Origin of the sequence: Paraburkholderia ferrariae NBRC 106233, from assembly GCF_000685035.1 — a bacterium.
GTDB lineage: Bacteria > Pseudomonadota > Gammaproteobacteria > Burkholderiales > Burkholderiaceae > Paraburkholderia > Paraburkholderia ferrariae.
This window is the reverse complement of record NZ_BAYB01000025.1, coordinates 47,778-61,114: the sequence shown is the minus strand read 5'-3', so window position 1 is coordinate 61,114 and position 13,337 is coordinate 47,778. Positions and strand designations below refer to the sequence as shown.

The following is a 13,337-nucleotide window of genomic DNA, read 5'->3' as shown; positions in this document are numbered from 1 at the left end:
TTGTGCGAGAATTGTCCTCAATTGGCGTAGGGCGCCAAATCCTGCCATTTCGCGTGCGATCCGGACGTGCGCGAAAATCGAGAGAAATATGGCCAGAATCGTTGCAATCCTCGCGTTGCCGGGCGTCCAGTTGCTGGACGTGAGCGGGCCGCTCGACGTGTTCGCGCAGGCGAATGCCGAGGCCGGCCGGACTGTCTACGACCTGCGCGTGGTGGCGTGCCGTGCCGGCCCCATCCGCAGTTCGTCGGGCGTGCGGTTGTTGCCCGACGCGGTGGCCGGCCAGGGCGATGCAACCCATGCCGCGCACGCGGGCCCCGGACGCATCGACACGCTGCTCGTGGCGGGCGCGCCCGATGCCGCCACGGTCCAGCTTCCCGCGCGCGTGCACGAGTGGGTGCGCACGACGGCTTCGCGCAGCCGTCGCTTCGGATCGGTCTGTACCGGGGCATTCGTGCTGGCCGCGAGCGGCCTGCTGAACAAGCGCCGCGTCACGACGCACTGGGCCGCCGCAGAGCGGCTGGGCGAGGCATGCCCCGGCGTGGTCGTCGAGCCGGACTCGCTCTACGTGCGCGACGGCAAGCTGCGCACGGCGGCGGGCGTGACGGCTGGGCTGGATCTGGCGCTCGCGCTGGTGGAGGAGGACCTGGGGCGCGAGATCGCGATGCGCGTGGCAAGCCAGCTCGTGATGTTCTTCAAGCGGCCCGGCGGCCAGTTGCAATTCAGCCGCAGCGGCGCGGCGCAACCCGCGGGACGATCGGCGCTGCAGGAGGTGCAGCGCTGGGTGGCGGCGCATCCCGAAGCGCCGCATCGCGTGCCCGATCTCGCCGCGCGGGTGGGGCTGAGCCCGCGCCATTTTGCGCGGCTCTTTCAGACCGAGGTGGGCGTGACGCCGGCGGCCTGGGTCGAAACCGTGCGCGTGAACGCAGCGCGTGCAATCATCGAAATGTCGGGCGAGGCGCCCAAGCGGGTGGCGGCGCGCTGCGGATTCGCGAATGCGGATACGCTGCGCCGCGCATTCATCAAGCATGTGGGCGTGACGCCGGCCGAGTACCGGCGGCGTTTTGCGGGCCCGTCGAGCGATGCAGAACGCAACGCAGGCGAGCATTAAGCGCGGCTTGTGTCGAAAAGCGATTCGCCGCGCATCGTTTGTGGCGCCGGTTCACCTTGCGGACACAATCCCGGCGATAATCTGATCAATGGGTTCGCCCGCTACGAGCGGTTGATGCTGAATGGATGGCTGATCCGCAACGGGGCATCGTTCGTCCGGCTCCACGGGGAAGCCGGCAACGGTGCCGCGCCGGCCGTTCGAAGACATCGACGTCGAACGGCATGGCCCGAGCGCTTTGGCACCCCGGTGCCGCATGCATCGCGTTTGTGCAGTCTGCAAAAACAACAATCCACGCGACAAACTTATGTATTCCATCTTGCCCGCGTTCGTTTCCGCGCAGTTTCTCGGATTCGGCGTGTACGTGCTGCTCACCGAAGGCGTGACGCGCCTTTCGGTGCCCTTTGCGCTGATGTGCGTGACCACGTTCATCTGGCAGGGGACGTGGGCATTCCTGTTCCAGACTTCGGACCCCGAACTCTCGGGCATGCTCGTCAAGCTGGGCTATCTCTTCATTCTGTTTCTGCCCACCACCTACTATCACTTCGTGACCGAAGTCACCGCGCGGCGGGGCGAAAAGCCGCTGCTGCTGGCTTCGTATGGCCTGAGCGCGGTGCTGGCGGTGCTGCTCGTGTTCAGCAACTGGGTGGTGGACGGCTATGGCACGTTCTTCTTCGGCAAGTACCCGCGCGCGGGCCTGCTGCATCCGCTGCATGTCGTGCAAACCGTGGTGCTCGCGCTGCGCAGCGGCTGGCTGCTGGTCGCGGCGCACCGGCAAACCCACGCGCGCGATCGCCGCAAGCTGCTCGATCTCTGTCTCCTGAGCCTGTGCCTCTACGGCATTGCCGCGAGCGACTATGCCGTGAACTACGGCGTGGGCTTCTATCCCGCGGGCGCGGTCTTCATTGCCGTGAGCCTCGGCATACTGGCCGTGACGATCGTGCGCTACGGCCTCATGCGGCCGTATCTGCTCGCCGCCACGGTGGCCCACGAAGTGGCCACGCCGCTTGCGGCCATCGGCATGCATGCCGAGGAGATCGGCAGCGTGCTGCCCGAGCTCATGCGCGGTTATCAGCTGGCCGTGCAGCATCAGCTTTGCGTCGATGGTCTGTATCCCGGGCAGTCCGAGCGGCTCTCGTCGCTCGCCACCTCGATCCGCCGCCAGGTGGACAGCACGAGCACGGTGGTCGAGATGTCGCTGGCCTCGTTCACGCTCGACCGGCTCGACCGGCGCAGCTTCGAAATTTGCCCCATGCGTTCGTGCATCAACGCGGCGCTCGAACGTTTTCCGTTCCGCCCGGGCGAGCGCGAGATGGTAAGCGTGCAGCCGGTCGATATCTCGCTGCGCTTCTCGGGTTCGGATTCGCTCGTGGTGTTCGTGCTGTTCAATCTGCTCAAGAACTCGCTCTTCGCCATCCATGCCGATGGGGGCAAGGGCCGCGTGGAGGTCGGCGCGCATCGCGACAACGGCTTTTGCGTGCTGACCTTTCGCGACACGGGGCCGGGCATTCCCGCGGAGGTCATGCCGCGCATCTTCGATCCGTTCTTCTCGACCAAGACGCATGGCCGCGGGGTCGGCATGGGCCTCGCATTCTGCCGCCGCGTGGCGGAGGCGCTGGGCGGCACGATTGCCTGCGAGTCGGTGCCGGGCGTGCAGACCACCTTCACGATGCGCCTGCCTGAGCCGGGGTCCCCGGCAGACCGCGCGCTGCACGATATGCCGGGGCGGCCCCGCCGCTGGGCGGCGGGGCAGGACTACGCGGGTTGATGCATCGCGGCTGCTTCGTCGATGCATTCGCGAATCAGCGCAAGGCGCGCGGCTTAGTTCGTGCCTGCGGGCAGGATCAGCTCATACTCCTTGACCTTCTCGATGATCCCCGGCGGGAAGCGGCGAATACGCTTGTCGGTGCCCGCAAAGAGAATCTGCTGGTAGCCGAGCGACACCGGCCGCCCATCCACGCAGAAGCGGAACACCAGATAAGCGGAGCACTGCCGCACCTGGAAGGTGTTCAGGTAGCAATCGACGCGCTGGAACGGGAACGTCTCCTGAACGTACTCCTGGTGAGCGCGCTTGGTCACGAAAATGCCGCCTGCGGCCAGCAGGTTGTTGTGAATGCATTCGTGGAACCAGCGTTCGCGGCAAATGCCCTGCCATTCGAAGTACCGCGCGAAATAGGTGTTCATGAAGGCATTGGAGTCCTTGAGATAGATGTCGATCACGTGATGAAACGTCTTGCTGGGCGTTGCGTCCAGGATCTGGTCCGAGAGGTGCGCCGTACCACGGGTCAGAACGGTCGGAATGGCTTCGCGTGCGTACATTGTTTAACTCCTGAGTGTGACTGCGTGCGGCAGTCGCGCATGTCATGTTTGAAAATGACATGCGCCCATTCTGGCGTTCTTCTCGCGTTGCCAAAACCGCGTAGCCCACACAGGCTTTGTGCCGCGCGTGCGCGCGGCTCGCGCCGGCGCCGCCGGGGCGGCGGATTCGACGCCACACTCCAGGTTCGCCGGTTGCCCTGCAACGCGATATCGCCGCATAATCAGGACGCTTTCCGCTGCGCCTGCGCGCCTCGAACGCCGCGGCCCGGCTCGCATTCACCGAGGCAATCATGAGTTCGATAGTCAGACAGCCGGTGCTTTACCCCGTGTCCGTGGTGTTCGTCGACGATAGCGCCGACTTTCTGCACGCATTGCGCGGTTTCTTTCCCGATGCGCCCCTGCATCGCTTCTATACCGACCCCCACGAAGCGCTCGCCTTTGTGTCCTCGCATGCGGGACGGCATGCGGCGAAGAGCCCGGTGTCGGGCCATGCGTGGTCGGAGTTCGAGAAGAAGGGCGGCAATGCGCTGGGCGACGACGTGATGGCCGACCCCGCGCGCTTTACCGATATCGCCGCGCTCGTGGTGGACTGCGAAATGCCGGGCATGGACGGCATCCAGTTTCTCGCTTCGGTGTCGGATCTGCGCTGCTCGAAAATCCTGCTCACCGGCACGGCCGACGAATCGCACGCGGTGGAAGCTTTCAACGCCGGTCTGATCGACTACTACCTGAAGAAGACCGACCCCGCCATGGCGCGCAAGCTCGCGCGCGTGCTGGCCGAGGCGCAGCAAAAGTATTGCGCGGGCCACGGCTACATTGGCGTGCATGGCGTCGGCTCGATCTACGCCAACCAGCACGTGCGCGACGTGCTCGAAGAGGTCGCGGCGCGCGAGCGGATTGTGGAGTACTACTGGCGGCCCGAGCAGAACGCGGTTCTCACGTTCGATGCGCATGGCCGGCGTGGCGTCTTTCTCGCATGGGACAGCCGCGACTGGGACGCGCAATGCGACGTGCTCGACGACGAAGGCGGGCCGGCCGAGTTGCTGCGTGCGATGCGGGCGCGCCAGGCGATGCCGGTGTTCTGGCCGTACGAAGCGTATCGCCCGGACCTGGCCGACGTGCGCATGGCAACGCCGGCGCCGGTGCCGGGCCTCGAGGATACGCACTGGAGCTGGACCCGCCTCGACGGGGTGCAGCCCGAGCCCGGGGTGCTGACGTTTGCCGCGTGGCGCGGCAGGCATTAGCCGGCCGCGATCGACATCGGCGGGCCTCGACAGTCCTTACCTTAACAAGCCTTCGCAAGCCCCGAAGGGCCTGCGCGATTCAAACCTCAAACGGCTTAGAACGTTTCCCAGTCGCGGCTTTCGTCGGCACCGGCTGTTGCGGTCTCGCGTGACGGCGTGGCCGCAGCGGCGCCGGCGCGTTGCTTGAGCACGGGCTCGCGCGGCACGGCGGGGCGCACGGGCTTCGACTGGCGGGAGGCCGAGGCGAACGTAGCCGAGGTGGCTGAGCTACCCGAAGCGCCCGCCAGGCCGCTCGCGCCGATCCGGAACACCGACACCACTTCGCGCAGGCTCTGCGACTGCGTGGCCATGGCTTGTGCCGCTGCCGACGCCTCTTCCACGAGCGCCGCATTCTGCTGGGTCATCTCGTCCATCTGCGAGACGGCCTTGTTGACCTGCTCAATGCCCGAGTGCTGCTCTTCGGACGCGGCAGAGATTTCGCCCATCAGGTCCGCCACGCGCTTCGCGGACTGCACTACCTCGTCGATCGTCGCGCCGGCTTCGTCCACGAGCTTCGAGCCTTCCACCACCTGCGAGACCGACTGCCCGATCAGTTCCTTGATCTCCTTCGCGGCGCTCGCGCTGCGTTGCGCGAGGCTGCGCACTTCGGCGGCGACCACGGCGAAGCCGCGCCCCTGGTCGCCCGCGCGCGCCGCTTCCACGGCGGCGTTGAGCGCAAGAATATTGGTCTGGAACGCAATGCCGTCGATCACGCCGATGATCTGCTCCACGCGCTCGGAGGTGCTGGAGATTTCGTGCATGGTCGCCACCACGCGGCGCACGACCGCGCCGCCGCGTGCCGCGACTTCTGCGGCGTTCGAGGCGAGGGTGTTGCCCTGGCGCGCGTTATCGGTGTTGTGCTTGACCGTGGCCGTGAGTTCTTCCATGCTCGCGGCCGTTTCTTCGAGCGAGGCGGCCTGCTCTTCGGTGCGCGAGGAGAGGTCGAGGTTGCCCGTCGCGATCTCGTTGGCTCCGGTGGTGATCGATTCGGCCGAGGTCTGGATGCGGCTCACCGTTTCCACCAGTTGGCGCTGCATCTGGCTCATCGCGTGCAGGAGGCTGCGCTCGTCGCCGCTTGCGATCTGCAGTTGCGCGTTCAGGTCGCCCGAGGCGATGCGCGAGCAGATTTCGGCCGCATATTCGGGTTCGCCGCCGAGGCTCGCGCGGATGCTGCGGATCAGCCAGAGCATGCCGAGCGTGACCGCCGCGCCGATCAGGGCGACCAGCACGAGGTTGCGCACGAGCGCGGCGTAGAAGGCGTCGTCGATGTCGTCCACATAGACGCCGGTGAAGACGTGCCAGTCCCAGGCGGGGACGAAGTCGGCGTAGCTGATCTTGCCCACCGGCGAGCTGTGGCCGGGCTTGGGCCACACGTAGTGGCTGTAATGATCGCCGCCCGGCGACGAGCTCTTGACGATCTCCACAGCCACGTGAGTGCCCTGCGGATCGACGAGGTCGGCCTGGCTCTTGCCTTCCATGTCGGGCTTCGGCGGCACCAGCAGGGCCATGGCCTGCGAGTCGTAGATGCCGAAGTAGCCGCTCTGGTCGTCACCGTAGCGCATGCTGCGCAGGGCGGCGATGGCCTGGCGCTTTGCGTCGTCGGCCGGCATCTGGCCCGACGCCGCCGCTTTCTGATAGTACGCAACGAGGCCCATGGCGGTCTCGGTTTGCTGCGCGAGCATGTCCTTGCGGTCCGCCAGCATGCCCTGGCGCGTCATGATGGCATTGGCGACGACCATCACGACGAGCGAAACCCACAGCAGGGCGACGATGCTCCATGCCTTTCCATTCAACGATATACGCTTCACTTTTCTGAATTCCCGGTCTCTGCTACCCAAAAGGCCGCTCCCGCAGGGGGAGAGACCTTCCCAACCTGCTTATCGGACGTTTACCGGGCAATCTGAAGCCTTTCGCGCAAACGATTGGCAAATGCGGGCAAATGCGGGCAACCGCAGGCTAAACGGGGGGCTGAACCGGGGGTGGAAGCGGTGCGACAGCGCCCGGCGGCGGGGCGCCGCCGGTCGTCGCCACGCGTCAGTGCGATTCGCGCGGCACGGGCGCGCCGCTCGCGCCCACGAGGAAATCGAGGTCGGCGCCTTCGTCCGCCTGCAGGACGTGCTTCACGTAGAGCCGGTAGTAGCCGCGCTCGGGCAGGTCGGGCGCCTTCCAGCCGGCCTTGCGGCGCGCGAGCTCCTCGTCGGAGACGTCGAGGTGCAGGCGCCGGGCGTCCACGTCGAGCTCGATCATGTCGCCGGTCTGCACGAGCGCGAGCGGGCCGCCTGCCGCCGCCTCGGGCGAGACGTGCAGCACCACCGCGCCATACGCCGTGCCGCTCATGCGGCCGTCCGAAATGCGCACCATGTCGGTGATGCCCTTTTGCAGCACCTTCTTCGGCAGCGGCATGTTGCCGACCTCGGCGAAGCCCGGATAGCCCTTGGGCCCCGCACCCTTGAGCACCATGACGCAGTTTTCGTCGATGTCGAGCGATTCGTCGTCGATCTTCTCGTGCAGTTCTTCCACGTTTTCGAACACCACCGCGCGCCCGCGATGTTTCAGCAGCGCGGGCGTGGCGGCCGACGGCTTGATGACGGCCCCGTTGGGCGCGAGATTGCCCTTGAGCACGGCGATGCCGGCCTTCGGCTTGAAGGGTTGCGCAAACGCGGTGATGACCTCGCTGTTGTAGTTCTGCGCATCCTGCACGTTCTCCCAGATCGTCTTGCCGTTGACGGTGAGCGCGTTGCGATGGAGCAGGCCCTCTTCGCCCAGTTGCCGCAGCACCGCGGGCAGGCCGCCTGCATAGTAGAAGTCCTCCATGAGGTACTGCCCGGAGGGCTGGAGGTTCACGAGGCAGGGCACGTTCGAGCCCAGTTCCCAGTCGTCCAGCGCGAGCGGCACGCCGATGCGGCGCGCGAGCGCGATCAGGTGCACGACGGCATTGGTCGAGCCGCCGATGGCGGCGTTGGTGCGGATGGCATTCTCGAAGGCTTCGCGCGTGAGGATCTTCGTCATGGTGAGGTCGTCGCGCACCATGTCGACAATGCGCCGCCCCGCAAGATGCGCCAGCACCTGGCGGCGCGCATCGACAGCCGGAATGGCCGCGTTGTGCGGCAGGCCCATGCCGAGCGCCTCGACCATCGAGGCCATGGTGGAAGCCGTGCCCATCGTCATGCAGTGGCCGCGCGAGCGGTTCATGCACGACTCGGCCTCCACGAACTCGGCCTGGCTCATGGTCCCGGCGCGCACTTCCTCGGACATTTGCCAGACGCCCGTGCCCGAGCCGATGTCGCGGCCGCGAAAGCGCCCGTTGAGCATCGGGCCGCCCGAGACGGCGAGCGCGGGCAGGTTGCACGAGGCCGCGCCCATCAGCAGCGCGGGGGTGGTCTTGTCGCAGCCCACCAGCAGAATGACGCCGTCGATGGGGTTGCCGCGGATCGACTCCTCCACGTCCATCGAGGCGAGGTTGCGAAACAGCATGGCGGTGGGGCGCAGGTTGGTTTCGCCGAGCGACATCACCGGAAATTCGAGCGGCAGGCCGCCGGCTTCGCGCACGCCGCGCTTCACATAGTCGGCCAGTTCGCGGAAATGGGCGTTGCAGGGCGTGAGTTCCGACCAGGTATTGCAGATGCCGATGACCGGCCGGCCGTCGAACTGGTCGTGCGGGATGCCCTGGTTCTTCATCCAGGAGCGGTGGATGAAACCGTCCTTGTCGTCGCGGCCGAACCAGCTTTGCGAGCGTAGCTTGCGCATGTCGTCGTCTCCTCTCTTTGGGCGCTGTGCGCTCCATTATCGGCCGCTTCGCGCGCGTGTGTTCTGTCCCTCGCCGTGGAGCGGCCGCGCATCGCACGTTACAGCCCAGTCTAACGAAAAATCCGTTCGACTCATCGAATTTCAACGACCCTTTCGATCATATGGCCGTCATGTGGCGTCCCTATGCTGACGAACCGTGCCTCGCCTCTTTCGGGCCGGGCCGGTTGTCATCAAGGAACCCCATCGTGACTTCTCATGCGACACAGACGGACGCGCTCACGCGGCTCGACAACATGCCGTGGACGCGCTTTCACACGCTGATGACCGTGGCGCTCGGCGTGGGCTGGGCGCTCGACTCGTTCGAGACGAACATCATCGGCAGCGTGTTCGGCGCGCTCAAGGCACAGTGGCATCTGTCCTCCTCGCAAGGGTCGCTTGCCGTGAGCATCTGGGTGTTCGGCATGCTCGTCGGCGCGATTGCGTTCGGCTACCTTTCCGACCGCTTCGGCCGCAAGCGCCTCTTTCTCGCCACGCTGCTCTGGTACGCGGCGTTCAGTGTCGCTACCGTGTTCGCCTGGAACTACGAATCGTTCCTGTTCTTTCGCGCCATGACCGCGCTTGCGGTGGGCGGAGAATACTCGGCCGTCACCGCGACGATGGGCGAATTCATTCCCAAAAAGCATCGCGGCCGGACCGATTCGCTGATCCTTTCTGGCTTTCCGGTGGGCGCGCTGCTCTCGGCAGCCGTTTCATGGGTTGTCCTCAATAACTTGCCAGCCGATGTCTCCTGGCGCGTCGGCTTCGGTTTCGGCACGACCATGGCGCTGCTGTTTTTCTGGATTCGCCGCGTGATTCCGGAATCGCCGCGCTGGCTGCTGCAGCAGGGCCGCGTGGCCGATGCCGAAGCCGTGGTCGAGCACATTGCCGCCGCGTCCTCGCGCACCGGAGCATCCGCCGAGGTGCGTGCGGCCGTCGCGAAGCGCTATGCGCCCGTTGCGTTCGTGGTGCAGCATCCCACTTTCTGGCGCAACGTGGGCACGCTCCTCGGCAAGTACCGCATGCGCTGCGCGCTGGCGAGCGCGCTGAACTTCTCGCAGGCGGCCATCGTCTATGGCGTGCTCTCGCTGATGGCGCTCGTGATCCTGCCGTACATGAAGGTCAGCGCCGCCGATATGCCGATCTACTACATCTACGGCAACGCCGCGGCGCTGGCTGGCGGCCTGACGGCGGCACTGCTCGTCGAGGCGTGGGGGCGCCGTGCATCGCTGTTCGTGAGCTATACGTTCACGACGCTCGCGATTGGCGTGATCTACGCGATGCATACGCTGGCCGGCATGGTGCTTGGCTACTGCCTGATCCAGTACGGCGTGACGTGGGCATATATTTCGGGCTACGTAGTTTCTTCCGAAGTGCTGCCCACGCGCATTCGCGCTACCGGGCTGGGTGTTTCTGTCGCGATCGGGCGCGTGGGCGCGATGGTCGCGCCGCTCATGCTCACGAGCGTGTTCGCTTCGTCGGGCACGCCTTCTTCGGCGCTTGTCGTGCTGCTCGTGCTGGCGCTGCCGGGCCCGCTCGCGGCGGCGCTCTGGTGGTGGCAGGGCCGCGAGACGCGCAACGTTTCGCTGGAGGACGGCAGCACGCACGGCGCTACCGAAACCTGGGCCGAGCCGGCTGCGGCGGTGCGCTGAGGTAGGGTGACATGCGCTGACATGCGGTGGCAGGCGCGATGCGATGCGTGCTAACGCAGGTGCCGCAGCTTGTCTGGAGTGACATCGGCGCGGGGTTTTTTGCGTAGACCGGGTGCGGAGGGGGAAGGGTGGGCGAAACTCAATCGTCGGCGCCGGGCGGCGGATCGACCTGCCGTGCCGTGCCCGCACCTTGTTCGGCGATGGCGCGCGCGAGCAAGCGCTTCGCTTCGCGGCTCGACGTATCGAGGGTCACGGCGTGTCCGGCGTTCTGCCACACGCAGACCCATTTGGCCTCGCGCTCGCAGAGCCGCGCGTAGCCCAGCAGGGCGTCGCGCTCCTGTTCGCGGGAGACGAGTTCGGTGCGCATCTGCTGGGCCTGGCTGTTGTCGGGCTGTTCCGCGAGCGCCGTGGCGATAGCGCGCCGGGCCGGCCAGAGACTGTTCTTGTCGAGGCTCGTGCGGGCGGTGGCGAGGTTGCGGGCGACGTCGCCGCGCATCGGGGGTTCGGCGTTCTTGTCGGCGGGCGCGTGGTCGTCGGCGAGACTCCTGGTGATATCCGCCTGCGCCGTCGCCCCAGGCACGGGCGGCTGAGCGCGATGCGGCGGCACGGCAACGGCGACGGGCGCCGCATGATGGGACGCGGGCGAGCGCAGCGTTTGCGCCGCCGAGCCGGCCTGCGGTTCGAGCACCGTACCTTCCACCACCTGCAGGCCGGGCGTTGGCTCTTTGTCGTCGCGATGCGAAATCACATAGGCGGCCAGCGCGAGCGCGATCACCACCAGCGCGCTGCACGCGTAATAAGGCAGGCGCGAATGGACCAGTCCGCTGTCTTCGTATTCCTCGCGCTCGACGCGCAAGCCGGCTTCGGGCCTCGCGTATCCGCCGGTCATGGTGGGGCGTGCGCCGCCGAAATGGATCGGCAGCGCGTGCCAATACCCGCGCAGACGATGCGCGAGGCCGTGCGGCGCTGCGTGCGCCATGGCGTCGCCCGCCGGCGCCATGCGGGGCGAGCCGGCAATCTGGTTGGCCCCGCATTGAGGGCAAAATATCAGCGGAGCATTGAGCTTCGCGCCGCAATAGAGGCATTGCAGCGAGCCCGCGCCGCCGCGGCCAGATTCGTTGAACATGGGAGAGCTACGGCTTCGATAGCATCAAATGACCTGCTGCCGCGCCCGGGGGCGTAGCAGCGGGGGACGATGGAGCGCCACGGGGCACGCAGCAGGGCAACGGCGTGCCGGATAACGCGGATCGATGGGCGGTGGACGGATGTGTAGCTTTGAATATGGGCTACAACGCCGTGAAGATCAATCGGCGGATTCCGCCAGAATGGCGGCTCTTTTGGCGCTCCGGCGCGCGAATGGCCTGATGAATCCCGGCGTTCAACCGGGACGCCCGATGGGGCGGCAGCGCTCCACCGCCGCAAAGAACGAGGCCACGAGACGGCTCTCGCGCCGCTCGCGCAGGCAGCACACGTGGATATGGGTGACGACGGGGTTGCCCTCGATGGCGAGCGGACACAGGCGTTCATCGGGCACATATTCGGCCTGCGAGACGGTGCCCACGCCCAGGCCGCGCGCAACGGCTTCGCGCAGCGCCTCGCGGCTGCCGATCTCCATCGCCACGCGGGCGGCGAGCCCCGCGTCGTGCAGCGATTCTTCGAGCGCGCGGCGTGTGGTCGAGCCCGGCTCGCGCATGAGCAGCGCTTCGTCCGCCAGTTCCTTCAACGTGACCGACGCGCGTCCCGCGTAACGGTGCGCCGTGCTGACGAACGCGATCACCGGGAACGTGGCGTAGGGCTGCGTGTCGTAGCGCTCGTCTTCGAACGCACGCGCGACCACGCCCACGTCGCACGTGTACTGCTCGAGATCGCGCAGTACCTCCTCGGAATTGCCGAGGGTGAGCGACAGATGCATGCGCGGATGGAGCGCGTGCCAGGCCTCGATCATTTCCGTGACGTGAAACGGCCCGACAGCCCCGATCTTCAGCGTGCCGCGCTGAAGCCGGCCGCTGTCGTGCAGGAGCGAAATGGCGTCGCTCTCGTCGCCGCTGATGCGGCGCGCGAGCGGCAAAAACTCCAGCCCGACCGCCGAAAGCTCCACCCGCCGGCCGCGGCGATGAAAGAGCTCGACCCCATGCTCGTGTTCGAGCGCCTGGATCTGCGAGGTGATCGTGGTCTGGCTCGTCGAGAGCGCCCGCGCGGCGGCCGTGAAGCCGCCGTGCTGGGCAACCGCGATGAAGCTGCGGATCTGGGTGAGGGTCATGGCGGCATCCAGCGGAAAAATCGTGCAGCGAAGGGGAATCGAACGGAAACCTCAATCTATCCGCATCGTGTGACAGTTGTGGTTTCCGCCTGCCCTTGCCGCAGTCAAAACGCGTAATCCGCCGTGCTGGAAAGGCGCACGAACGGGCCGGCGAGCGTGGCGTTGTGATGCGCGACGATCGCCGCGGCACCGAGCGCGGGCGTGTCCATGCAGGTATGCGCGTCGGCGATCAGCACCGGGCGCAGGCCCAGATCGGCGGCCGCGCGGCAGGTGCTGTCCACGCAGTACTGCGTCTTCATGCCCGCGATCACGAGTTCGCCGATATCGGCCTCGGCCAGCCACCCGGCGAGCGGGGTGGCGTGGAAGCAGTTGGGGCGCGTTTTGTCGAATACGCCGTCGCGCTGTTCATCGACGAGCAGTTCGGGCAGCAGTTGCGAGAGCGCGCTGCCCGGGGCGAGTGGCGAGCCAGCGGGGCCGGTATGGCGCGCGGCGTATACCGGCGCGTGCGCTTCGCGTGCCTTGCGCACGAGCGCATTGATATTGGCCAGCACGCGAGTGTTGTCGTGCGGGCGCTCGGGCCCGGCGAACATGCCTTGCTGGATGTCGATGATGAGCAGCGCGCGGCGCGGCCGGTGGGGTTCATGCATGGCGTTTCTCCAGTTGAGCCCGCGCGGGACGGAGAAACGACAAGGCCCCGTCCGTTGCGGGCGGGGCCTTGGGGGATACGGCGACTTGCCGGTGATTCCTGCTCGCGTACGCTCCCTCACGACCCGCCCGAGGCGGTCGTGGTGGTGGTCGTGAACGTGGCGAGGGCGAAGGTCATGGGGCTATGGTGCGGGGCGTTCTGCCGGATGTCAACGTAAACCGGGAACGCGGCTGCGATGCATCGGGTATTGATTTTTGGCATGTCGGAGTCGGACGAGGCTGGCGGCTCT

General features: G+C 66.7%; 10 protein-coding genes. 4 read left to right on the top strand and 6 right to left on the bottom strand.

Translation table 11 applies throughout. The features are described 5' to 3' along the window. Positions 1-88: 88 nt before the first annotated feature. Together BFE01S_RS24900 and BFE01S_RS24895 are read left to right on the top strand one after the other, a co-directional pair. The gene (locus tag BFE01S_RS24900) at positions 89-1,108 is read left to right on the top strand and encodes a GlxA family transcriptional regulator (protein WP_028227844.1); all 1,020 of its coding nucleotides are present in this window, start codon (positions 89-91) and stop codon (positions 1,106-1,108) included. Positions 1,109-1,412: 304 nt separating this feature from the next. Then, a complete protein-coding gene (locus tag BFE01S_RS24895; RefSeq protein ID WP_028227843.1) occupies positions 1,413-2,873 on the top strand; it encodes a sensor histidine kinase in 1,461 nt (486 codons plus the stop codon). Between the two features lie 53 nt (positions 2,874-2,926). On the opposite strand, the gene BFE01S_RS24890 is transcribed toward BFE01S_RS24895, so the two are convergent. Continuing rightward, positions 2,927-3,424 carry an acyl-CoA thioesterase gene (locus BFE01S_RS24890; RefSeq protein WP_028227842.1) on the bottom strand — a complete coding sequence of 166 codons (498 nt, stop codon included), beginning with the start codon at positions 3,422-3,424 and terminating at the stop codon, positions 2,927-2,929. Between the two features lie 290 nt (positions 3,425-3,714). On the opposite strand from BFE01S_RS24890, the gene BFE01S_RS24885 reads away from it, so the two are divergent. Beyond that, positions 3,715-4,668 carry a response regulator gene (locus BFE01S_RS24885; protein WP_028227841.1) on the top strand — a complete coding sequence of 318 codons (954 nt, stop codon included), beginning with the start codon at positions 3,715-3,717 and terminating at the stop codon, positions 4,666-4,668. Between the two features lie 95 nt (positions 4,669-4,763). Here BFE01S_RS24885 and BFE01S_RS24880 read toward each other — a convergent pair whose 3' ends face one another. Both BFE01S_RS24880 and BFE01S_RS24875 read right to left on the bottom strand, forming a co-directional pair. Beyond that, a complete protein-coding gene (locus BFE01S_RS24880; protein WP_028227840.1) occupies positions 4,764-6,515 on the bottom strand; it encodes a methyl-accepting chemotaxis protein in 1,752 nt (583 codons plus the stop codon). A 226-nt stretch (positions 6,516-6,741) separates the two neighbouring features. Then, on the bottom strand, positions 6,742-8,454 hold the full coding sequence (locus BFE01S_RS24875) for an IlvD/Edd family dehydratase (protein ID WP_028227839.1): 1,713 nt from the start codon (positions 8,452-8,454) through the stop codon (positions 6,742-6,744). A 242-nt stretch (positions 8,455-8,696) separates the two neighbouring features. Here BFE01S_RS24875 and BFE01S_RS24870 point away from each other — a divergent pair, with 242 nt between their 5' ends. Continuing rightward, a complete protein-coding gene (locus BFE01S_RS24870; protein ID WP_407668244.1) occupies positions 8,697-10,142 on the top strand; it encodes an MFS transporter in 1,446 nt (481 codons plus the stop codon). A gap of 139 nt (positions 10,143-10,281) precedes the next feature. On the opposite strand, the gene BFE01S_RS42050 is transcribed toward BFE01S_RS24870, so the two are convergent. From BFE01S_RS42050 to BFE01S_RS24855, 3 genes are all read right to left on the bottom strand, one after another. Then, a complete protein-coding gene (locus BFE01S_RS42050; protein ID WP_028227837.1) occupies positions 10,282-11,268 on the bottom strand; it encodes a zinc ribbon domain-containing protein in 987 nt (328 codons plus the stop codon). A gap of 252 nt (positions 11,269-11,520) precedes the next feature. Next, the gene (locus BFE01S_RS24860) at positions 11,521-12,402 is read right to left on the bottom strand and encodes a LysR substrate-binding domain-containing protein (RefSeq protein ID WP_028227836.1); all 882 of its coding nucleotides are present in this window, start codon (positions 12,400-12,402) and stop codon (positions 11,521-11,523) included. A 104-nt stretch (positions 12,403-12,506) separates the two neighbouring features. Continuing rightward, on the bottom strand, positions 12,507-13,049 hold the full coding sequence (locus BFE01S_RS24855) for a cysteine hydrolase family protein (RefSeq protein WP_028227835.1): 543 nt from the start codon (positions 13,047-13,049) through the stop codon (positions 12,507-12,509). Positions 13,050-13,337: the final 288 nt, after the last annotated feature.

Coding starts and splice junctions, on each gene's coding strand:
- BFE01S_RS24885 (WP_028227841.1), top strand. CDS start 3,715: ATGAGTTCGATAGTCAGACAGCCGGTGCTTTACCCCGTGTCCGTGGTG.
- BFE01S_RS24890 (WP_028227842.1), bottom strand. CDS start 3,424: ATGTACGCACGCGAAGCCATTCCGACCGTTCTGACCCGTGGTACGGCG.
- BFE01S_RS42050 (WP_028227837.1), bottom strand. CDS start 11,268: ATGTTCAACGAATCTGGCCGCGGCGGCGCGGGCTCGCTGCAATGCCTC.
- BFE01S_RS24895 (WP_028227843.1), top strand. CDS start 1,413: ATGTATTCCATCTTGCCCGCGTTCGTTTCCGCGCAGTTTCTCGGATTC.
- BFE01S_RS24860 (WP_028227836.1), bottom strand. CDS start 12,402: ATGACCCTCACCCAGATCCGCAGCTTCATCGCGGTTGCCCAGCACGGC.
- BFE01S_RS24875 (WP_028227839.1), bottom strand. CDS start 8,454: ATGCGCAAGCTACGCTCGCAAAGCTGGTTCGGCCGCGACGACAAGGAC.
- BFE01S_RS24855 (WP_028227835.1), bottom strand. CDS start 13,049: ATGCATGAACCCCACCGGCCGCGCCGCGCGCTGCTCATCATCGACATC.
- BFE01S_RS24900 (WP_028227844.1), top strand. CDS start 89: ATGGCCAGAATCGTTGCAATCCTCGCGTTGCCGGGCGTCCAGTTGCTG.